Source organism: Chromobacterium alticapitis (assembly GCF_002924365.1).
Taxonomy (GTDB): Bacteria; Pseudomonadota; Gammaproteobacteria; order Burkholderiales; family Chromobacteriaceae; genus Chromobacterium; species Chromobacterium alticapitis.
This window is the reverse complement of the sequence record NZ_PQWB01000045.1, coordinates 54,336-75,044: the sequence shown is the minus strand read 5'-3', so window position 1 is coordinate 75,044 and position 20,709 is coordinate 54,336. Positions and strand designations below refer to the sequence as shown.

The following is a 20,709-nucleotide window of genomic DNA, read 5'->3' as shown; positions in this document are numbered from 1 at the left end:
ATATCCCGAGCCGCGTCTGGCGCTGGGTGCGGCCCTGTTATCGCTGGCGCATGCCGCCGCTGATATATCGGACGGGTTGCTGGCGGACCTGGGGCATATTTTGGATGAATCGGCCGTTGCGGCGGAGGTGTGGGCGGACGCGCTGCCTTCGCATCCGGCGCTGGAGGCGCGGCGCGCGGAATTCCTGTCCTGCCTGGCCGCCGGAGGCGATGATTATGAGCTGGTATTCACCGCGCCGCCGCAGCGTCGCGCGGCCATCGAAGCTGCCGCCGCGGCATGCGGCTGTCGCGTCAGCCGCATTGGGCGAGCGCTGGCGGGGCGGGGGGCGTGCCTGCTGGATGCGGCGGGACGGCAAGTGAAACTGGATAAGGAAGGTTATGACCACTTCGGCTGAAACTCTGAAAATCAAGCCAGACTGGCGTTTTTTGCTGCGCAACCCGGCCCACCTGCTGGCTTTCGGTTTCGGCAGCGGCCTGATGCGCAAGGCGCCGGGCACCTGGGGCACGCTGGTGGCCTATCCGCTGTTTTTCCCGCTGCATGCGCTGGGTGTGAGCGGCTGGACGCTGGCGGCCTTGTGCCTGCCGCTGTTCCTGATCGGCGTTTACATCTGTGATGTCACCGGCAAGGCGCTGGGCGTGCATGACTACGGCGGCATCGTGTGGGACGAAGTGGTGGGCATGTTGCTGGTGCTGGCTTTCGCGCCGGCCAGCTGGATGGGTTGGCTGGTGGCTTTTGCCCTGTTCCGCGTGTTCGACATCGTCAAACCGTGGCCGATCCGCTGGTTTGACGAGCGCGTCGGCGGCGGCTTCGGCGTGATGGTGGACGATGTGATCGCCGCGCTGTTCGCGTTGGCTGTGCAGGCGCTGATCTGGCGCTGATCGCGCAGCGTTCCCGGCTGCCGCGGCAGCCTTAAAATCGTTACAATTCGGATATAAAGTGACAGGTGGTTTGGCGGCGGTTTTCGCTGGCCGAGCGCCATGGACAATACCGTCCGCCCCATGCATGGGGCGGACATGATTCGGGGTTTTCGATTGTGTGGTTTGTAGTCATTCTGTTGGGATTGCTGGGCGTCGCCGCATGGCTGGTCTGGAGCGGGCGGGTATCGTTGCCGCAACTGACGCAAAAGTTGGACCGGATGTTGGGCGTGGAAGGGCGGGCCGAGCGTTACGAGCCGGACTATTTCGCCGAGGAACGGAAGCTGCCGGCCGAGGCTGAACAACCGTCAGCGCAGGCGCTGGACGCGCCATCCGCCATGCCGTCGCCGCAGCCGGCCGCTACGCCGCCTCAGGCAGAGCCGGCCGACCCCCACCGCTCGGCGCCGCGCATGCGCGAGGCGGAAGCGCCGCAGGCGCCGGTCCCCGGGCCGGCGCGTGAAACCATCGTTCTGCCCAGTAGGCCACAGCCAACGCGCCGCGAGCCGACGATCGAACTGCCCACGCTGGAATTGTCTCGCGAGTATCGCAAGAAGCCGCAAGCCGCGGCGCGGCGCGCCGAAGCCAGGGACTTGCCGGTGATAGGCCTGTCCGAAATGCAGAGCAATATGCAGCAGGATTATCGCCGCCGCCAGCGCGCGCGCGGCGTGGAGGGGAATGAGCCGGTGGAGGCGGGCATGCCGACCATAGCTCATCAGGAGGTGAGGGAGGCGGTGGCCAGCCTGCATGCGCATCGCCGCGCGCCGGTAGCGCCCAAGAAGACGCTGCCCCAGGTGGAGTTGGTGCCGATCCCGCGCGCCAAGCCTGAACCCAAACTTGAACCGATCAAGCCGCTGGTGATATTGGAGCCCTTGCGCAAGTCCGAGCCGGCGGAATCGATGCGAGCCGAGGAGGCCCGGCCCGCGCCTGAGATGCTTGTACCGCCGCAGGCCGATGACATCCACGCGGGGGGGGGCGCTCCGCAGGAGGCGGCGAGGCAGGAGGCGGCGCAGTGCGCGAGCGAGGCCGAATCTATGCTCCCGGCAATCGAGTCATGGCCTGTGCTGGTCGAGGCGTCCGGTGTGGCTTCGGCGCCAGGTGTCGAACCGCCGCCTGAGCCGGAGGGGACGACCGCTAGCGTCGCAGCCAAGCTTGCGCCTGCTGTCGACATGCATGCCGTGCCGATGGATGTCCAGGACGAGCCGGTGGCGCGCGCGCCTTGGCGCTGGCCGCAAACTCGCGAGGTGATGGCGCAGCGCGCTGACACAGTATCGGAGCCGACCGTTGCTCCGGTGTTCGTCCGCGAAGAAGATGTCGAGCCGCCGCGCGTCGCGGCACCGACGCTGTCGGAGACCGCCGCCAAGCTGGCGGCCCAGCCCATGCCTTGGGTGCTGGTGGATGAGGCTCCGCGCATCACCGAACCAGTCGCCGTCGCGTTGATCGAGACGGCAACTGCGCCGGCTGAGATATCCTCGCATGTCGCTGCGGCTGTTCCTGCCGAGCCTGCTGCGGATTCCGGCCCGGCATGGACCTTGATTGAGCAGCCGGACGAAGAGGCTGCGGAAGAGGAGGGCGAGCGCCCTTGCTACGACGACTCCATGCTGCCGGGCCTGGCGCTGTTGAGTCCCGCCGATGTGGCGCAGGAGGCATGCAGCCAGGACGAGCTGCTCGAGCGCGGCATCGTGATCGAGGAAAAGTGCGCCGAGTTCAAGGTCAAGGTCAGCGTGGTGGATGCTTACGCTGGACCGGTGATCACGCGCTACGAGGTGGAGCCGGCAGTGGGCGTGCGCGGCAACCAGGTGGTGAACTTGATGAAGGATTTGTCGCGCGCGCTGGGCCTCGCTTCCATCCGCGTGGTGGAGACGATTCCGGGCAAGACCTGCATGGGCCTGGAGCTGCCCAACCCCAAGCGGCAGATGATACGGTTGTCGGAAATCTTCTCCGCCGAGGTGTTCCAGCAGAACGCGTCGCGGCTGACGCTGGCCTTGGGCAAGGACATCACCGGCCAGCCGGTGGTGACTGACCTGGCCAAGGCGCCGCACCTCCTGGTGGCCGGCACCACGGGCTCGGGCAAGTCGGTGGGCGTAAACGCCATGATACTGTCCATGCTGTACAAGGCCACGCCGGACGAAGTGCGTTTCATCATGATAGATCCCAAGATGCTGGAGCTGTCGGTTTACAACGACATCCCGCATCTGCTGGCGCCGGTGGTGACGGATATGAAGCTGGCGGCCAATGCGCTGAACTGGTGCGTGGGCGAAATGGAGAAGCGCTACCGCCTGATGAGCGCGCTGGGTGTGCGAAATCTGGCCGGTTACAACCAGAAGGTGCGCGAGGCGGCCGAGCGGGGCAAGCGGATACCCAATCCGTTCAGCCTGACGCCGGAAACGCCTGAGCCGCTGGACAAGCTTCCCTTCATCGTGGTGGTGGTGGATGAATTCGCTGACCTGATGATGGTGGCCGGCAAGAAGATTGAAGAACTGATCGCGCGCCTGGCGCAAAAGGCTCGTGCCGCCGGCATCCATCTGATTCTGGCCACTCAGCGGCCGTCGGTGGACGTGATCACCGGCCTGATCAAGGCCAATATTCCGACTCGCATCGCTTTCCAGGTATCGAGCAAGGTGGACAGCCGCACCATTCTGGACCAGATGGGCGCCGAGTCATTACTGGGACAGGGCGACATGTTGTACCTGCCGCCCGGCACCGGCTATCCGCAGCGGGTGCACGGCGCCTTCGTCACCGACGACGAGGTGCATGCGGTGGTGGAGCATCTGAAGCAATATGGCGAGCCGGATTACGTGGAAGGCCTGCTGACCGGCGAAAGCGAGGCGGATGATGCCTCGGCGGACGCCACTGCCAAGGCGCAGGCGGCGACCGAAAGCGACCCGCTGTACGACGAAGCTGTGGAGATTGTGCTGCGCACGCGCAAGCCGTCCATTTCCGGCGTGCAGCGCCATCTGCGCATAGGCTACAACCGCGCGGCGCGGCTGATCGAGGAGATGGAAGCGGCCGGCATCGTCAGCCCGATGGAGAGCAACGGCAACCGCACCGTGCTGGTGCCGCAGCGCGAATTCTGAGGCGTGCCTCTTCGGAGGCTGGAAGTTCTTGGCATGGCCAATGCCGTCCACCTTGCATCGGTGGGCGGCATTTTTCATGCGGGGGTGCCAGCCTGTCAGGCAGAAGGGAACGTTTCATGCGCGGCTTAGGCTTGACAGGGAGATAGACTCAGGAGCGTTCGCTTGGGAACAGCGCCCCCAGTGGTGCGACTATCCGCTCCAGATAGGAGGCATCGATTTGGTCGAAGCTGGCGGCTTGGTCAGAATCGACATCCAGCACCGCTACGATTTTGCCGGCAGCGTCGCGCACCGGCACCACCACCTCGGAACGGGCGCTGGACGAGCAGGCGATATGGCCGGGGAAGGCGTCCACATCGTCCACCAGCAGCGTGCGCTCCTGCGCCCAAGCGCTGCCGCACACGCCGCGCCCAAAGGGAATGCGGGTGCAGGCTATGGGGCCCTGGAAGGGGCCCAGAACCAGCTGTTCGCCTTTGACCAGATAGAAGCCGGTCCATAGCCAGTCGAAGGTCATGGCCAGCGCCGACGACAGATTGGCCAGCGCGGCGATGAGGTCGGTTTCGCCTGCGATCAGGGCGTGGGCTTGCGGCAGCAGGGCTTGGTATTTCGCTTCCTTGCTGCCGCCTTCGATGATCAGGTTTTCTGCCATGGATATTGCGTGATCGAGTTGGGGAAGGCGACAGCATACACCGGTTCCGGAAAAAGAAAATGCCGCCCGGAGGGCGGCATGTGGGCGCGGCGAGGAGCCCGATTACATCATGTGCTGGCCGCCGTTCATGGCGATATTGCTGCCGGTGATGAAGCCGGCGTGCTCGGAACTGAGGAAGCCGACCAGAGCCGCGATTTCTTCCGGCTTGCCGAGGCGGCCGACCGGGATCTGGGCAACGATCTTGCTGCGCACGTCCTCGGGCACAGCCATCACCATTTCCGTGGCGATATAGCCCGGGGAGATGGTGTTCACGGTGACGCCCTTCTTGGCCACTTCCTGCGCCAGCGCCATGGTGAAGCCGTGCATGCCGGCCTTGGCCGCGGAGTAGTTGGTCTGGCCGAACTGGCCTTTTTGGCCGTTGATCGACGAGATGTTGACGATGCGGCCGAAGCCCGCTTCGATCATGGCGTCCAGCACCGGCTTGGTCATATTGAACACCGAGTCCAGGTTGGTACGGATCACCGCGTCCCAGTCGTCCTTGGTCTGCTTCTTGAAGCTGGCGTCGCGGGTGATGCCGGCGTTGTTGACCAAGATGGAGATGGGGCCGATGTCCTTGGTGATGCGCGCGGCCATTTCCTGGCAGGCGGCGAAATCGGTGACGTCGCACTGGTAGCAGTGGATGTCGTTGAAGCCCAGGCCCTTCATATCAGCCAGCCAGCCCTTTTCGCGGCCCGACTTGCTGTATGTGGTGATCACGGTGTGGCCGGCCTCGGCCAGGGTTTTGCAAATGGCGGTTCCGATACCGCCCATGCCACCGGTAACAAGCGCAATCCTTTTGGTCATGATGCTGGCTCCTCTGTTGGTGTCTAACTTATGCTTTCGTGATCTTTAACCTCTTTTGTTACAGCTTATTCAGCGTGATATAAAAAGTAAATAAGAAGTGTGTGCTCCCTTATTTACAAACCGCTTAGGACAGTTCCTGCGTCAAACGCTGCAGCAGGTCCAGTCTGTGAGCGGTAATCTCGCCGTTTTTCGCAGCATCCATGATCGCACAGTTGGGCTCCACTCGGTGCGAGCAGTTATGGAAACGACACTGTCCAATATATCTGCGCATCTCCGGGAAGTAGTACACCAGATCAACGGCTTGCAAGTGCTTGAGGCCGAATTCCTGCAGGCCTGGCGAATCGATCAGGTGACTGTTTTCGTCCAAGTGGTACAGCGCGGCATGAGTGGTGGTGTGGCGGCCGGAATCCAGAGCGGTGGATATATCGCCGATGCGAGCCTTGGCTTCGGGCAGCAAGGCATTGGTCAAGGTCGACTTGCCCATGCCGGACTGGCCCACTAGTACGCTGGTATGCCCGCGCAGCAAGGGTTGTAGCGGGCTGAAGTCCTGCTTGGCCGACAATGTAACCAGTTGGTAGCCGAGCTTCACATACAGTTGCAATTTTTCCAGAAGCGCCGCCGTTTCCGGCAAGTCGCACTTGTTGACCACGATGACGGGCTCGATGTCGCCGGCTTCCGCCGCGATCAGGCAGCGGCCCAGCAGCTCCTCGTTGGGCGTGGGCACGGCGGCGATCACGAACAGGATGCGCGTGACGTTGGCCGCGATGACCTTGGTTTTCCAGTCGTCCTGGCGATACAGCAGGCTGCGGCGCGCTTGGGCGCGTTCTATCACGGCCTGTTCCTGATTCTGGATCAGGATGTCCACGATGTCGCCGCAAGCGTAGTCGACGCGCTTGCCGCGGGTGGTGCAGTCATAAACATGGCCGTCGGCTTCAACGATGAAGCGGCGGCCGTGGCTGCGGATGATCTGTCCTGCGCTGGCTGTCATGGGCGCTTGATCAGGGCTTCGGTCTTGGCCGCGCAAATGAAGTCGTTCAGGGTCAGACCGCCGGCGTCATGCGTGCTGAAGTTCACCACCGCGCGGTTGTAATGCACCGACATGTCGGGATGGTGGTCTTCCTGATGGGCGATCCAAGCCAGCGCGTTCACGAAGGCCATGGTCTCGTGATAGTTGGCGAAGCGGTAGGTCTTGCTCAGCTCGATGCCGGCCACTTGCCAGTCGGGCAGCGTGGACAGCAGTTGCTTGACGGTGTTGTCGGCCAGCGGGCTGGCGCCGTGTTGTGGCGTGCAGGACAATTCCAGCAGGTTCATGCTTGGTTACCTTTCAGGTGTTGGATGCGTAGCGCGGCAGGCGGATGCGAATCGTAGAATGTCGAGTGGATGGGGTCGGGCGTCACCGTGGACGCGTTGTCTCGGTACAGCTTGACCAAGGCGCTGACCAGGTCGTCGGCGCGCGTATGCTCGGCGGCGAAGTCGTCGGCTTCGTACTCATGGCGGCGAGACAGCAAGCTGGACAGCGGGGTTAGGGGGAAGGTGAACGCCGGGATCGCGGTGAAGAACAGGATCAGCGCCATCGCGGTGCCGGGCGCGCTGACGCCCAGGCCCAGGTAGAACCACGGCGCATGCAGCAGCTGGCCCAGAGCCCACAACAGGGCCAGCGCCAGTCCGAAGGACAGGACGATGCGTTTGGCGATGTGGCGGCGCTTGAAGTGGCCCAGCTCGTGAGCCAGCACGGCCTCGATTTCGTCATGGCTCAGTTGAGACAGCAGGGTGTCGAAGAATACGATGCGCTTGGCCGCGCCGAAGCCGGTGAAATAAGCGTTGCCATGGCTGGAGCGGCGCGAACCGTCCATCACGAATACGCCTTGGCTCTTGAAGCCTGCCCTTTGCAGCAGCGATTCGATGCGAGCTCTCAGGGCCTCGTCTTGCAGTGGCTGGAACTGATTGAACATCGGCGCGATCACAGTTGGGAAAATCGCCAGCATCAGCAACTGGAAGGCGGACCAGATCAGCCAGACCCATAGCCACCACAAGGGGCCTGCGATGTCCATCATCCATAGCACCAGCGCCAGCAGGGGCAGGCCGATGGCCGCGCTGAGCAGCAAACCCTTGAGCTGATCGATCAGGTAGAGCCTGACGCTCATCTTGTTGAAGCCGAAACGCGTCTCGACGCTGAAGATGCCGTACAGGCTGAAAGGCAGGGAAGCCAGTCCGCCGATCACGGCCACGGCTGTGATCAAGGCCAGGCCGGACAGCAAGGACGAAGAGGTCAGCTGCATGGCGCGCAGGGCCAGCCATTGCAGCCCGCCGCCAAAAGTGAAGGCCGCGATCAGGGCGGTGTCCATCCAGGCGGACAGCAGGCCCAGCTTGGTTTTTGCGATGGTGTAGTCGGCGGCGTGCTGATGCTGTTCCAGGGTGATGCTGTCGCGGAAAGCCGCGGGAACGCGTCCGCGGTGCATGGCGACATGGCGGATGTGGCGCCAGCCCAGCCACAGTTTCAGACACAGCGTGAACGCCAGCGCGATGGCGAACAATATGGAGAATGCCTCGGTCATGGGTGTCGGTATGGGTATCGGGTTTGCCGCCGCGGCGGCAATGAAGGAAAATGGGAGGGTTTACTCAAGATTGGCTAGTATGGCACAAGATACCAATAACCTCATCTGGCTCGACATGGAAATGACGGGCCTGAATCCTGACGCTGACCGCATCATCGAAGTGGCGATGATAGTCACTGATAGCCAGCTGAACGTGCTGGCCGAATCCCCGGTGCTGGTGATCCACCAGCCGGATGCGGTGCTGGACGCGATGGACGACTGGAACAAGAACACGCACGGCAAGAGCGGTTTGATCGAAAAGGTGAAGAACTCTGCGGTCAATGAGGCCGAGGCTGAACAGCGCCTGTTGGAGTTCATGTCGCAATACGTGGCGGAGCGTGTCTCGCCGATGTGCGGCAACACCATACACCAGGACCGCCGCTTCATGGCGCGCTGGATGCCCAAGCTGGAGGCGTATTTCCACTATCGCAACCTGGATGTCTCCACGCTGAAGGAGCTGTGCAAGCGATGGAAGCCGGAAGTGGCGAAGGGGGTGATCAAACGCGGCAAGCATGAGGCGCTGGCGGACATCCTGGAGTCCATTGAAGAAATGCGGTATTACCGCGAGCATTTTCTCAAGCTGTAGGGGTAAGTGCTTTAAGAGGTGTGAGGTCAGCCTTATGTGCTGACCTTATTGTTTCTCATTTGATATTCCATTGGCAGAAAATATGGCTGTTCACCGCCACATCGACATCAATTCCACTCCGATCTGGGCCAAGCTGCACCAGCACCAGAGGGCGACCCGCCATATGCATATGCGCGAGTTGTTCGAGCTGGACCCGCACCGCTTCCAGCGTTTCTCGCTGGAGCTGGACGGGCTGTTGCTGGACTATTCCAAGAACCGCATTACCGAGCGCACGCTGGAGTTGCTGTTCGAGCTGGCCGCGGAGGCGGACCTAAAGGGTTGGATGGCCAGGATGCAAGGCGGCGAGCGCATCAATGTCAGCGAGAACCGCGCGGTGCTGCATACCGCTTTGCGCTTGCCAAGCGATGCCAGCTTGCAGGTGGATGGCCGAGATGCGGTGGCGGATGTCCATGCGGTATTGCAGTCCATGCGCGATTTCAGCGAGCAGGTGCGCGATGGCGTTTGGCTCGGTTTCGATGGGCAGCGTATCCGAGATGTCGTGAATTTGGGCATAGGCGGTTCTGATCTGGGTCCCGTGGTGGTCAAGGAGGGGTTGGCCTCCTACGCGCACCCGGAATTGAATATTCACTTCGTCTCCAATGTCGACGGCCAGCATCTGGCGAGGACGCTGGAGAGGCTGAGCCCGGCGACGACATTGTTCATCGTCGCGTCCAAATCTTTCACCACGCCGGAGACCTTGCTGAACGCCCAGGCGGCGCGAGGCTGGTTTCTGCAAGCGGCGACTGAAGGCGACATCGCCCGCCATTTCGTCGCGGTATCCACCAATGAGCCGGCGGTGAAGGCTTTCGGCATCGATCCGGCGCGCATGTTCGGCTTCTGGGACTGGGTGGGCGGGCGTTATTCCGTCTGGTCCGCCATTGGTCTGCCGGTGATGCTGGCCATAGGTTACGACAACTTCCGGGCCTTTCTGGATGGTGGCCATGCCATGGACCGCCATTTTTTCGAGTCGCCCTTTGCCGCCAATATGCCGGTGCTGCTGGCGCTCATCGGCATCTGGTACAACACCTTCTATCAGGCGCATACTCATGCCATCATGCCTTACGATCATGGCCTGCGCCGTCTGCCGGCCCATATCCAGCAACTGGACATGGAGTCCAATGGCAAGCGGGTGGGGCGTTTCGGCGAGGTGCTGGATTTCGACACCGGGCCGGTGATCTGGGGCGAGGAGGGCGCCAACAGCCAGCACGCCTTCTTCCAGTTGCTGCATCAGGGAACCCGGCTGGTGCCGTGCGATTTCATTCTGCCGTTGAACAGCCATTATCCGCTGGGCAGCCAGCACGACGTGCTGGTGGCCAACTGCTTGGCGCAGACGGAGGCGCTGATGCGCGGCAAGAGCGAGGCGGAGGTCATGCTGGAGCTGGGCCACCTGTCGGGAGAGGCGCTGGACATGCTGTTGCCGCAGAAGCTGTTCCCAGGCAATCAGCCTTCCAATACGCTGGCGCTGGATAGCGTGACGCCATACAGCCTGGGCATGCTGCTGGCGCTGTACGAACATAAGGTGTTCGTGCAGGGGGTGATCTGGGGCATCAATTCTTTCGATCAGTGGGGCGTGGAGTACGGCAAGCAGCTGGCCCGGCGTATTTTGCCGGAACTATCCGGCTCGGCCGGCGAACTGGGGCATGACAGTTCGACCAATGGCCTGATCAGACATTACAGGAAGCGTCATGGCAAATAGCAGACAATTGGCTGCCGATCTCGGCGCGATCTTGCTGGCGCGGGGCGAGAGCGTGGCCGCGGCGGAGTCTTGCACCGGCGGCATGATAGCCGCCGCCATCACCGATATTCCAGGCAGTTCGGGCTGGTTCAGCCATGGCGTGGTCAGCTACGGCAACCAGGCCAAACAGCAGTTGCTGGGGGTGCAGGCCTCGTCCCTGATGGACCACGGCGCGGTCAGCGAGCTGGTGGTGCGCGAGATGGCCGCCGGCGTGCAGGCGCTGGCCGACGCCGACTGGGCGGTAGCGGTGTCCGGCATCGCCGGTCCGGATGGAGGATCGCCGGAAAAACCGGTAGGTCTTGTCTGGCTGGCCATCGCGCATCCAGGCGGACAGACCGAGGCTTGGCGTTGCCAGTTCGGCGGCGATCGCGAGGCGGTGCGGCGCCAAACCGTGGAGGAGGCGCTGACGCAATTGCTGCAGCGCATCCACGGCCACGTCCGCGCGGCCTGATTATCTATTCGGCGCCAGTATCTTCGTCTGTCGGGGCGCGGCGCTTGCGCGCGCGGGGGTGGGCGTTGTCGTAAGTCTTGGCGAGGTGCTGAAAATCCAGCGAGGTATAGATCTGGGTGCTGGACAGATTGGCGTGGCCCAGCAGTTCCTGCACTGCTCGCAGATCGCCTGACGATTGCAGCAAGTGCGAGGCGAAGGAGTGGCGCAGCATGTGCGGATGCACGTGCCGCTCCGCGCCGGTTTTGATCGCCCAGTCGCGCAGCCTTTTTTCGATTTGCCGACCGCCCAGGCGGCGGCCGTGACGACCCAGAAACAGCGCCGGCTCTTCTTTCGGCGCCTGGCGTTGCGCCAGCCAGTCGCGCAGCCGCGCCATGGCTACCGCGCCTATGGGTGACAGCCTCTCCTTGCCGCCCTTGCCTCGAATGCGCAACAGCTGGTCGGAGAAGTCAACGTCATCCATGTTCAGGCCCACCGTTTCCGACAACCGCAAGCCGCAGCTGTAGATCAGCTCGAATATCGCGCGGTCGCGGGCGCTGAGCGCATCGTCGCCTTCTATTCTATCCAGCAACGCCGCCGCGCCGTCTACCGGCAGCGCTTTAGGAAGCAGTTTGTCGCGTTTGGGCGCGCGCAGGGAGCCGCTGGGGTCATCGTGACGCTGTCCGCTGCGCAGCAGCCAGAGATAGAACTGGCGCCAGGATGAGAGTCGGCGGGCGATGCTGCGGCTGTTCAGCCCGCTCGCGCGCAGCCGCGTCAGCGCCTGGCGCAGGTCGTTCGGCTGCGCGTTTTCCGCCTGCAGCGGCTCAAGATGGTCCGCCAGCATGTCGAGGTCGGCGCGGTAGGCCGCGAGCGTATGCGGGCTGCGGCCGGCAATGGCCAGGTGGTCGATGAAGCGGCCGATGAGCTCGCTCATTTCAGCGTCGCAGGCGCGCCATCTGCATCAGGCGCTCGAACAGTTGCAGGTCCTGCTCGTTCTTGAGCAATGCGCCGGCCAGCGGCGGCGGCGCGTTGCGCGCCTGGTGCGCTTCAAGCTCGGTTTCGCTGATGGATTCCCCGCTGAGCAGTTTCAGCCAGTCCAGCAGCTCCGATGTCGTGGGCTTTTTCTTGAGGCCAGGCAGTTCTCGGATGGAGAAAAACACCTCGAGCGCCTGCTTGACCAGTTGCTGCCGAATGTCGGGGAAGTGCGCGTCGATGATGGCCTGCATGGTGTCCGCGTCGGGGAAGCGGATGTAGTGGAAGAAGCAGCGGCGCAGGAAGGCATCCGGCAGTTCCTTCTCGTTGTTTGAGGTGATGATGATGATGGGCCGTTGTCTGGCGCGCACGAATTGCTGGGTTTCGTGCACGAAGAATTCCATCTGGTCCAGTTCGCGCAGCAGGTCGTTGGGGAACTCGATGTCGGCCTTGTCGATTTCGTCGATCAGCAGCACTGGCGCCTGTTCCGACTCGAAGGCCTGCCACAGCTTGCCCTTGACGATGTAGTTGGCGATGTCGTGGACCTTGGCGTCGCCCAGCTGCGAATCGCGCAGCCGCGAGACGGCGTCGTATTCGTACAGGCCGTGCTGGGCTTTGGTAGTGGATTTAATCGGCCAGATGATCAGTTCGCGGCCAAGGCTGGCGGCGACTTCCTCCGCCAGCATGGTCTTGCCGGTTCCGGGTTCGCCCTTGATCAGCAGCGGCCGCTGCAGGGCGATGGAGGCATTGACGGCCATCATCAGGTCGTCGGTGGCGATATAGCGTTCGGTTCCGGTAAAGCGGGTGTTCATGGATGTAGGCGTTGCAGTGCGGGTTGTGGGAGGGCGCCGCCATGCGGCGGGCGCCCGGAATGTGGGGGTTAGCGGGCGAACTCGCGCTCAAGGTCATCCAGCGTGATGCCCCAGGTCTTCATCATGTGGCTCAGCAGGGCCATTTCGCTGTCGCTGATGGTGCCGTCGGATTTGGCGATGTCCATCGCCAGCACGCAAGCGAGCCTGCGTTTGCGGTGGTCGGTGATTTCGGCCAGCAGGCCATCCACCCGCTCCCGGTCCAGCAAGTGGATGGAGCCGTCTTCGCGCGCTTCGTCGGACAGGTCGTCACAGTAGTCTCGCAGCACTTGGGCGAACTGCTTGCGCGGCAAATTGATCAGATGGTAGACGTGCAATTTCTCCAACAGCTCGAGTTCGCGCGGGTCCATATTGCCGTCGGTGATCATGAACATGGCCAGCAGCCTGGCGATGGCTTCTGGACTGTTGGATGGGTAGTTTCTCATGACGCCATTCCTTTTTTGCTATGTGCGAAGCTTCCCGGAAAAGGCTTCCGGCATGGGGGCGATTCTGCGCGCCTGGTAGTCGAAAAAGACGACACCGGTTTTCAATCTTGCCACTTCTCTGCCGCTGTTGTCATCGACTGCCTGATAAATCAGATCGAAGCCGTGGCGCTGGATGTCGGACGGGCCAAGGCTGAGGCGCAGCCGCTCTCCGTGGAAGGCCTCTGCGCGGTAGCAAACTGCGGCGTCGGCCACGATCAATCCCAGGCCCTCTACCTGCAGTTCGTGGGGGTAGCCCAGCGACTTCAGCCAGCGCAGGCGCGCTTCGTGGGCGAGCCGCAGCACGGCGTCGTTGCCGAGATGGCCGCCGTAATTGATGTCGTCGATGCGGATGTCCAGCGCGGTGTCGAAAATGAAGCGATCGGGCAGTTCAAGTTTGATGCGTGGCATGGCTTGATATACTGGAAGGGTGGAAAAGGGGCTGGGTCTTCATGTCATGCAATCCTAACCTGCGTCAAATGACGGGAAGCGAGCCTTGATAGACTGGGAGTGTAAGCCAATTTCATAAAGGAGCTGCGTCATGTATCAGAAAATCTTTGTGCCGGTGGACGATAGCGAGACTTCTGCTATGGCGCTGGTAGAGGCATGCAAGCTGGCCAAGGAGCTCGCTTCGTCGGTCAGACTGGTTCATGTTGTCGATCTGGCGCAATTTGGCTGGGGCGGGACGGAGTTCCTGGACGCGACCGAACTGCAGAAGTCGATCAAGCAAGCGGGCGAGCAGGTGCTGCAGCTGGCTGGCGACAAGGCGAAATCCATGGGGGTGGACCCGGAGTGCCGCATTCTCGAGAGCTGGGGGGATAAGATCGCCTCCGTGTTGGCGGATGACGCTTCCGCCTGGGGGGCGGATTTGATCGTCATGGGCACGCATGGACTGGGCGGCTTGATGCACTTATTGATGGGCAGCGTAGCGGAGGGCTTGCTGAAAGTGGCGGACGTGCCGGTGTTGCTGGTGCGCTACGCGGGGGATCAGTGAGGCTAGGCAAGCATGACGGGCGGCGTCTTTGAGCTTGGGCGCCGTCAAAGAAAAAGCCGACGCGATGCGCGCCGGCTTTTTTGCGTCTGAGTCGAATCAGTTGGCCGCAGCTTCGGCGCCGCCTTCCTGGGCTTCGATCTTGGTGCGTACGGCCTTGCGCAGGCTCTTGTACAGATCGGGGTGGGTTTCCTTCAGGTATTCCACGATCTCGAAATCTTCGCGGCGGACCTTGGACAGGTCGATTTGCTCGACGTGCACCAGGCGCAGCAGTTCGCGAACCGGCTTCGGCATGTTGCGGCCGCTTTCGTAGCGGGAGCCGCCGGATTGAGTGACGCCGATGCGGCTCCAGAATTCTTGCTGGTTCAGGCCGAGTTTGCGGCGGATTTCCCGGGGATTCGGGATTTTTTCAAACAGTTTCATGAGTGTTCCTCTCGTATTTGAAACAAATGGTTCTAGTATTTTTTTAGGACTTCGCCCTGCTTACTAAAAATAGCAAAAAAAATCCAACAGGAATATTTATGATGCAGGGAAATTAGTGAAGTTCCATGAATTTGAAAATTCAGTTTTGCTAATGTTAGCGCAATCTGATTGTCAAGGACAATGGTATTTTGTGATTGCGACGCAAAAAAGCCCCCGGATGTCGCAAATTTGCAATCCAGTTGGCAACATAATAAAAAGGGGAGGGGTGGCGAGCCTGACCCCCGGCACTTGCACTAAATAACTGTGGCTGCTTCCTTCCGGACCTGACCAGGTTCGCTACCGTGCAATGCGGGGAGGCCCGCCATAGAGGAAACGGATTGTATGCAATGTTCGGCTAATTGACAAGCATTTTTATGCGGAGGTGGCGTGACGAGGGGGAGGAGGGCTTGCCGCTATTGCCGGATGGCGGCCATGGGTGCAGACTCGAAGGCCGCTCCTCATCTGAATCCGCAGGGTTTTGCCATGTCTGTATCCCATACCGAGCTTCTCGCCGAGTTGATCCGTTTCGACACGACCAGCCGCTATTCGAACCTGCAGTTGATCGAGTGGGTGGAGGCGTATTTGGCCGGCTTCGGCATTGAGAGCCGTCTGACTTATAACGATGAGCGCAGCAAGGCCAATCTGTTCGCGCGCATCGGCAAACCCGGGCTGTCGCTGATCGTTCTGTCCGGCCATACCGACGTGGTGCCGGTGGATGGCCAGAGCTGGAGCTTCCCGCCGTTCGAGTTGACTGACGGCGGCGATGGCCGCCTTTACGGCCGCGGCAGCGCCGACATGAAGGGTTTCATCGCCTGCGCGCTGGCCAGCGTGCCGCGCTTGGCCGAGCTGGCGCGCGAGGATCGCTTGGCGCAGGGCGTCGGCCTTGCCTTGTCCTATGACGAGGAAGTGGGCTGCGTGGGGGTGGGGCGCATGATAGACGCCTTGCTGGCAGAGGGCGAGCCCATAGCGGGTTGCCTCGTCGGCGAGCCGACGTCGATGCGGCCGGTGATCGCGCACAAGGGCATCGCCCACTATCGCTGCCGGGTGCGGGGGCGCGCCGCGCATTCGTCCCTGACGCCCTATGGCGTCAATGCCATCGAGTACGCGGCCAGGCTGATCACGCATATCCGCAAGCTAGCGGACGCGGAGGCGGGCTTCGGCCATCGGCAGCCTTTATACGATGTGCCTTTCACCACGATGCAGACGGGTCTGGTGCATGGCGGCGTGGCTTGCAATATCGTGCCGGCGGATTGCGAATTCATGTTCGAGTGCCGTTGGCTGCCGGGGGACGATCCGCAGCGCTTGGTCTCGTCAGTGGCGGATTACGCCGCGACGCTGCTGCAGGAGATGCGGCAGATTGCGCCGGAGGCCGATATCGTTATCGAGCCGACCGTGTATAGCCCGGCCTTCGAGTCTGATCCAGAGTCGGAGATCCGGCGTTATGTGGCCAGCCTGTGCGGATGCGAGGGCGGGGCGGGCGTGGCTTACACGACGGAGGCCGGCCTGTTCAGCCAGGCCGGCATGCCGTGCGTCGTGCTGGGGCCCGGCTCCATCGAGCAGGCGCACAGACCGGATGAATACGTCGAAATTGCGCAGCTGCAGGCCTGTCTGGATTGGCTGGACGCATTGACTAACAAGTTAATCAAATAGACCTAAAAAATGCTTTGCCTGTATCAGCATTAGGCTTCAGAATCGTCGCCTTGTAATATCGAAGGTCATTGAGAGCCCGCCCGGATGACCTCCGCGCGGGCTTGTTTCATAGGCGGCAGAGAGAACAAAAAATGAGTCAGGACAAAATGAAGTCGGGTGGAGCGCCCAAGGCGCGCGACGGGTTTACTTCCAGTTTCGGCGTGCTGGCGGCCACTCTGGGGTCGGCGGTCGGCTTGGGCAATATCTGGAAGTTCCCATATTTGACTGGCACCAATGGCGGCGCCGGATTCTTGGTGGTGTATGTGCTGGCCACGCTGCTGGTGGGACTGCCGGTGATGATTTCCGAGATCATGCTGGGACGCAAGGCCAAGCGCGACGCGGTGACCACGCTGGTGACGCTGGCGCCGAAGGGGCAGCCGTGGTGGCTGATCGGGGCTTTCGGCGTTTTCGCCGCCTTTCTGATCATGGCCTTCTATTCCGAAGTGGCGGCCTGGGTGTTTGCCTATATCTTCAAGGCGATAGGCGGGGATATCCTGTCGCGCGATCCCAAAGTGACGTCCGGCGCCTTTGCCTCGCTGATTTCCGACCCTAAGCAGTCTTTGCTGTGGCAATGGGCGGTATTGGCGCTGATCGGCGGCATCCTGCTGCTGGGGGTGTCCAAGGGCATCGAAGCGGTGACCAAGAAGCTGATGCCGCTGCTGTTTGTGCTGCTGCTGCTGATAGGCGCGCGCAGCCTGATGCTGCCGGGCGCGAGCGAGGGTCTGTCTTTCCTGTTCACGCCGGACTTCTCCAAGATCACGCCGGCGGTCGTGCTGACGGCGGTTGGTCTGGCCTTCTTCAAGCTGTCCATCGGCATGGGCACCATGATTACCTATGGCAGCTACTTCCGCGATGACCAGAACATTCCAGTCACCACCTTCCGCGTGATGTGCGCCGACTTGTTCGTGTCGCTGCTGGCCGGCATCGCCATTTTTCCGGCGGTGTTCGCTTTCGGCTTCCAGCCGGCGGCCGGCCCCTCGCTGCTGTTCATCACGATCCCGGCTGTATTCGCCAGCATGCCGCTGGGCCATGTGTTCATGGTGGTGTTCTTCGTGCTGACCGCCATCGCCGCCACCGGCGCCATGCTGTCCATTCTTGAAGTGCCGGTATCGGTGCTGAGCGAGCGCTTCGGCATCAGCCGAGTCAAGTCCACGGTGATCAATCTGCTGCTGCTGGCCGTGGTGGGCGCGGGCTGCGCGCTGTCCAACAGTCTGACCGCGGATTTCAAGATTTTCGGCATGACTCTGTTCGATTTGTTCGACTTCGTGACTTCCAATGTGCTGATGCCGCTGGGCGGGATTTTCCTGTGCCTGTTCACGGGCTGGGTGTGGAAGTACGAGCGCTTCCGCGACGCCTTGAGCAATGGCGGCGCCCTGAGCAACGAAAGCTTGCTGAAGCCCTTGTTCTTCGTGGTCCGCTTCGTTTCGCCCGCGTTGATCCTGGTGGTGATGCTGAAGGGTCTGAAAGTGTTCTGACCAGCGCGCGGCCTCGTCCAAACGGGGCCGTTGCGGCGAATTGGAAACCGCCCCTGGGGCGCGCGCATCGCGGGATGCCTGCGCCGCGGGGGCGGTTTGCATTGGGCTTGACTCAGGGGCCTGCCAGGTAGCGTTTTTTCAAGGCGTCCACGTAGCCGTCCCGTCGCATGTCATCCAGCGCGGCGTTGAGTCGCTGCGGAATGTCGGGCGGCATATGAGGATGGCAGGCCAGGTACAAATAGCTGGACGAGAATACCGCGACTTGCCGCAATGGGCCCGTGCGTTCCCGTTTGCTCAGGAAACGGGCGTGATAGATGCCGGACGCCCAGAAGTCTATGTGGCCGGCCATCAACTTGCGCAGATTCAGCGCGTCGTCCGATGTGTATTCCAGCCGGTAGCCGCGATTCTGCAGGTAAAGCGCCACGGCGTCGCCGCGGTAGCCGCCTATGCGGTACGGCCGCAGAGCTTCCATATCGCGCGCGGAACGCGGGCTGCGCGGTCCGGCGAAAACCGCCCAGTCGTTCTTCAGCAGCGGACCCACCCATTGAAACAACGGCTCCCGCTCTTCATTGCGCGTGGTGGAGAACAGGCAGGCGTTGGCGTCGGTTTGCGCTTGCAGATAGGCGCGCAGCCATGGCATGAGTGCTATCGAGTAGCGTAGTCCCGCGCGGCGGAAGGCCTCCGACACCATTTCGGTGGAAATGCCGGTGATGCCGCCGCTGCCGTCCGGGTAGTTGAACGGCGGATCATCCTCGGTCAGCAGCCTGGTTTCCGCCGCCGCGAACTGCAGCCATAGCGCCAGCCAGCAGGCCAGCAGTCCTCGCGTCCTGCTTTCCACGTCCGTTCCTGTCTTGCCCAAGCGCTCGGGCCATGCTCTAGCATAGTCTTAATAGGCAGCGGACAGCGGCTTGGTCAGGAGGGGGAGCCGTCTTCGTCTCCGCTGACGACGGGCGGGGGGGTAAAGCCATTGATGTCGCGCGCGCTTTTCTCCAGCAGCAGTACGATGGCGGTGTTGAGCGCGCCGAAGGCCCAGCTGGCCAGCAGGAAGACGGAGTAGGCCGTCAGTTTGTCCGCGAACAAGGCGTGGCCGTGCAGGGTCAGCTCGGCAGGGTCGAATATGGAGTAAAACACGAGGGTGGCGAGCACCGCGATGATGAACGACGGCCAGAACAACAGTATGCCTTTTCTCATCTTTGCCTCCATGTGGCGTAAAGTTGGCAGGATTTCGATTCGTAAGTCTGCTCGTTATCCATTTATGCCATGATAGAAGATTTTCTGGCTGGCGGGCGCAATATCCTGCCGTTTGGAGGAGGGGTGAACTTGCCGCGCATGCTGTGCCGCCGTGGTAAACTATTGTTCGACAGCGAACACCTTGCCTTCGAAAGGCAACAGCGTACGGAGTTTCTATGGCCGGCGGCATGGCGTCGGCCCGTTTGCATATTAATGGAGCCTGGTATGACCTCTTCGATCTTCGCCGGTGTGGAACTGGCGCCGCGCGACCCCATTCTCGGTTTGAATGAAGCCTTCAACGCGGATACGCGCGGCACCAAGGTTAACCTTGGAGTGGGCGTGTATTCTGACGACAACGGCAAAATTCCGCTTCTGGCCGCCGTGCAGGCCGCGGAGAAGGCTAGGCTGGAAGCGCTGCCGGCTCGCGGCTATCAGCCGATCGAAGGCCCGGCGGCATACGATGTCGCGGTGCAAAAACTATTGTTCGGCGCGGATAGCGAGCTGTTGGCCGCTGGCCGCGTGGTGACGGCCCAGGCCTTGGGCGGCACCGGCGCGCTGAAGATAGGCGCCGATTTCCTGAAGCGTCTGGACGCCGGCGCGAAAGTCCATATCAGCGATCCGTCTTGGGAAAATCACCGCGCCTTGTTCGAGTCCGCAGGCTTCGACGTGGTGAATTATCCGTACTATGAGGCGTCTACCCGCGGCGTCGCATTCGACGCGATGAAGTCGCACCTGGCCGCTCAGCCTGCCGGTTCCATCGTCGTATTGCATGCCTGCTGCCACAATCCGACTGGCGCCGATCTGTCCGCCGAGCAATGGCGCGAAGTGGTTGCCGTTTGCGGCGAGCGCGGCCTGGTGCCTTTCCTCGACATGGCCTACCAAGGCTTTGCCGACGGCATCGAGGCCGACGCGTTGGCGGTGCGCCTGTTTGCCGAGTCCGGTCTGCAGTTCTTTGTCGCCAGTTCCTTCTCCAAGAGCTTCTCGCTGTATGGCGAGCGCGTGGGCGCGCTGTCCATCGTCACCGGCTCCAAGGATGAGTCCGCGCGCGTGCTGTCGCAATTGAAGCGCGTGATTCGCACCAATTACTCCAATCCGCCTATCCATGGCGCCGCCATCGTGGCGGCGGTCTTGTCCAGCGCTGAACTGCGTCAGCGTTGGGAGGACGAGCTGGCCGGCATGCGCGACCGCATTCGCGCCATGCGCCATGCGCTGCTGGCGGCCATCGAGGCGCACGGCGTGGCGGTCGATTTTTCCTTCATTACCGCTCAGCGAGGCATGTTCTCGTATACCGGGCTCAGCGTGGCGCAAGTTGACCGCCTGCGCGAAGAGTTCGGCATTTATGCCGTATCCACCGGGCGGATCTGCCTGGCGGCGCTGAACAGCAAGAATGTCGATTATGTGGCCTCGGCGATTGCCAAGGTGGTTCAGGCCTGATCGCGGATAGTGCCAGGTTTGCTTGGCGCGTCGCTGAGCCAGTCCTATGGAGCCTGGTGATGCCGTCTGTTTGGCGGATGGGTTCTGTTTGATTGGGTAGCTGAACGGCAGCTTTTTTACAGCGGGGGCATTTATGCCCCCGCTGCTGTTTTGGAGGAGACAACTGAGCCGGCTTGCCCGGCCCGCGTGCGTACTCCTGTCAGGGCTGCTGTGTTGAGCGCGTGCGGGGAATCAAGGTATCCATGATTCTTGCCTGGCATTTGGATCA

General features: G+C 61.9%; 22 protein-coding genes and 1 other RNA gene. 10 read left to right on the top strand and 13 right to left on the bottom strand.

Annotated elements, in window-relative coordinates; all coding sequences use genetic code 11:
* From C2I19_RS11810 to C2I19_RS11800, 3 genes are all read left to right on the top strand, one after another.
* The coding region (locus C2I19_RS11810; protein ID WP_255410700.1) for a thiamine-phosphate kinase at positions 1-394 on the top strand (394 nt) is incomplete at its 5' end.
* On the top strand, positions 378-878 hold the full coding sequence (locus C2I19_RS11805; RefSeq protein WP_103902892.1) for a phosphatidylglycerophosphatase A family protein: 501 nt from the start codon (positions 378-380) through the stop codon (positions 876-878). The genes C2I19_RS11810 and C2I19_RS11805, both read left to right, overlap by 17 nt.
* A 155-nt stretch (positions 879-1,033) precedes the next feature.
* A complete protein-coding gene (locus C2I19_RS11800) occupies positions 1,034-3,988 on the top strand; it encodes a DNA translocase FtsK (protein WP_233201172.1) in 2,955 nt (984 codons plus the stop codon).
* A 148-nt stretch (positions 3,989-4,136) separates the two neighbouring features.
* On the opposite strand, the gene C2I19_RS11795 is transcribed toward C2I19_RS11800, so the two are convergent.
* The 5 genes from C2I19_RS11795 to C2I19_RS11775 form a co-directional block, all read right to left on the bottom strand.
* Positions 4,137-4,634: a free L-methionine (R)-S-oxide reductase MsrC gene (locus tag C2I19_RS11795; RefSeq protein WP_103902891.1), complete on the bottom strand. Its 498-nt coding sequence runs from the start codon at positions 4,632-4,634 to the stop codon at positions 4,137-4,139.
* A 102-nt stretch (positions 4,635-4,736) separates the two neighbouring features.
* Positions 4,737-5,477 (bottom strand): acetoacetyl-CoA reductase, encoded by a 741-nt coding sequence (phbB, locus tag C2I19_RS11790; protein WP_103902890.1) that lies wholly within the window; start codon positions 5,475-5,477, stop codon positions 4,737-4,739.
* A 124-nt stretch (positions 5,478-5,601) separates the two neighbouring features.
* The gene (rsgA, locus tag C2I19_RS11785; protein WP_103902889.1) at positions 5,602-6,465 is read right to left on the bottom strand and encodes a ribosome small subunit-dependent GTPase A; all 864 of its coding nucleotides are present in this window, start codon (positions 6,463-6,465) and stop codon (positions 5,602-5,604) included.
* Positions 6,462-6,788 (bottom strand): 4a-hydroxytetrahydrobiopterin dehydratase, encoded by a 327-nt coding sequence (locus C2I19_RS11780; RefSeq protein ID WP_103902888.1) that lies wholly within the window; start codon positions 6,786-6,788, stop codon positions 6,462-6,464. Before C2I19_RS11780 ends, rsgA begins: the two co-directional genes overlap by 4 nt.
* On the bottom strand, positions 6,785-8,032 hold the full coding sequence (locus C2I19_RS11775; RefSeq protein ID WP_103902887.1) for a M48 family metallopeptidase: 1,248 nt from the start codon (positions 8,030-8,032) through the stop codon (positions 6,785-6,787). Before C2I19_RS11775 ends, C2I19_RS11780 begins: the two co-directional genes overlap by 4 nt.
* 79 nt (positions 8,033-8,111) lie before the next feature.
* On the opposite strand from C2I19_RS11775, the gene orn reads away from it, so the two are divergent.
* The 3 genes from orn (at position 8,112) to C2I19_RS11760 (ending at position 10,882) form a co-directional block, all read left to right on the top strand.
* Entirely contained in the window at positions 8,112-8,657 is a 546-nt protein-coding gene (gene orn, locus C2I19_RS11770) for an oligoribonuclease (RefSeq protein WP_103902886.1), read from the top strand.
* A gap of 82 nt (positions 8,658-8,739) precedes the next feature.
* Positions 8,740-10,392, top strand: coding sequence for a glucose-6-phosphate isomerase (gene pgi, locus C2I19_RS11765; protein WP_103902898.1), 1,653 nt, complete (start codon positions 8,740-8,742; stop codon positions 10,390-10,392).
* Entirely contained in the window at positions 10,382-10,882 is a 501-nt protein-coding gene (locus C2I19_RS11760; RefSeq protein WP_103902885.1) for a CinA family protein, read from the top strand. The genes pgi and C2I19_RS11760 overlap by 11 nt, the downstream gene beginning before the upstream one ends.
* Positions 10,883-10,886: 4 nt before the next feature.
* Here C2I19_RS11760 and xerC read toward each other — a convergent pair whose 3' ends face one another.
* The 4 genes from xerC to C2I19_RS11740 form a co-directional block, all read right to left on the bottom strand.
* Positions 10,887-11,792 carry a tyrosine recombinase XerC gene (xerC, locus tag C2I19_RS11755; RefSeq protein WP_103902884.1) on the bottom strand — a complete coding sequence of 302 codons (906 nt, stop codon included), beginning with the start codon at positions 11,790-11,792 and terminating at the stop codon, positions 10,887-10,889.
* 1 nt (position 11,793) lies between these two features.
* Positions 11,794-12,642, bottom strand: coding sequence for an AAA family ATPase (locus C2I19_RS11750; RefSeq protein ID WP_103902883.1), 849 nt, complete (start codon positions 12,640-12,642; stop codon positions 11,794-11,796).
* A 68-nt stretch (positions 12,643-12,710) separates the two neighbouring features.
* A complete protein-coding gene (locus tag C2I19_RS11745; RefSeq protein ID WP_103902882.1) occupies positions 12,711-13,124 on the bottom strand; it encodes a TerB family tellurite resistance protein in 414 nt (137 codons plus the stop codon).
* A gap of 18 nt (positions 13,125-13,142) precedes the next feature.
* A complete protein-coding gene (locus C2I19_RS11740) occupies positions 13,143-13,571 on the bottom strand; it encodes an acyl-CoA thioesterase (protein ID WP_103902881.1) in 429 nt (142 codons plus the stop codon).
* 130 nt (positions 13,572-13,701) lie between these two features.
* Between C2I19_RS11740 and C2I19_RS11735 the strand changes: the two genes are divergently transcribed.
* Positions 13,702-14,154, top strand: coding sequence for a universal stress protein (locus C2I19_RS11735; protein ID WP_103902880.1), 453 nt, complete (start codon positions 13,702-13,704; stop codon positions 14,152-14,154).
* Positions 14,155-14,250: 96 nt separating this feature from the next.
* Here the strand turns inward: C2I19_RS11735 and C2I19_RS11730 are convergent, their stop codons facing one another.
* On the bottom strand, positions 14,251-14,574 hold the full coding sequence (locus tag C2I19_RS11730; RefSeq protein ID WP_043625385.1) for a helix-turn-helix domain-containing protein: 324 nt from the start codon (positions 14,572-14,574) through the stop codon (positions 14,251-14,253).
* Positions 14,575-14,838: 264 nt separating this feature from the next.
* Positions 14,839-14,937: signal recognition particle sRNA small type (gene ffs, locus C2I19_RS11725), an RNA gene on the bottom strand.
* Positions 14,938-15,096: 159 nt separating this feature from the next.
* Here ffs and argE point away from each other — a divergent pair.
* Both argE and C2I19_RS11715 read left to right on the top strand, forming a co-directional pair.
* Positions 15,097-16,263, top strand: coding sequence for an acetylornithine deacetylase (argE, locus tag C2I19_RS11720; protein WP_103902897.1), 1,167 nt, complete (start codon positions 15,097-15,099; stop codon positions 16,261-16,263).
* 131 nt (positions 16,264-16,394) lie between these two features.
* Entirely contained in the window at positions 16,395-17,777 is a 1,383-nt protein-coding gene (locus C2I19_RS11715) for a sodium-dependent transporter (protein ID WP_199181156.1), read from the top strand.
* 112 nt (positions 17,778-17,889) lie between these two features.
* Here C2I19_RS11715 and C2I19_RS11710 read toward each other — a convergent pair whose 3' ends face one another.
* Both C2I19_RS11710 and C2I19_RS11705 read right to left on the bottom strand, forming a co-directional pair.
* On the bottom strand, positions 17,890-18,615 hold the full coding sequence (locus C2I19_RS11710) for a substrate-binding periplasmic protein (RefSeq protein WP_158253701.1): 726 nt from the start codon (positions 18,613-18,615) through the stop codon (positions 17,890-17,892).
* 74 nt (positions 18,616-18,689) lie between these two features.
* Entirely contained in the window at positions 18,690-18,968 is a 279-nt protein-coding gene (locus C2I19_RS11705) for a hypothetical protein (protein WP_103902877.1), read from the bottom strand.
* 264 nt (positions 18,969-19,232) lie between these two features.
* On the opposite strand from C2I19_RS11705, the gene C2I19_RS11700 reads away from it, so the two are divergent.
* On the top strand, positions 19,233-20,441 hold the full coding sequence (locus C2I19_RS11700) for an amino acid aminotransferase (RefSeq protein WP_103902876.1): 1,209 nt from the start codon (positions 19,233-19,235) through the stop codon (positions 20,439-20,441).
* The last annotated feature ends 268 nt before the right edge of the window (positions 20,442-20,709 follow it).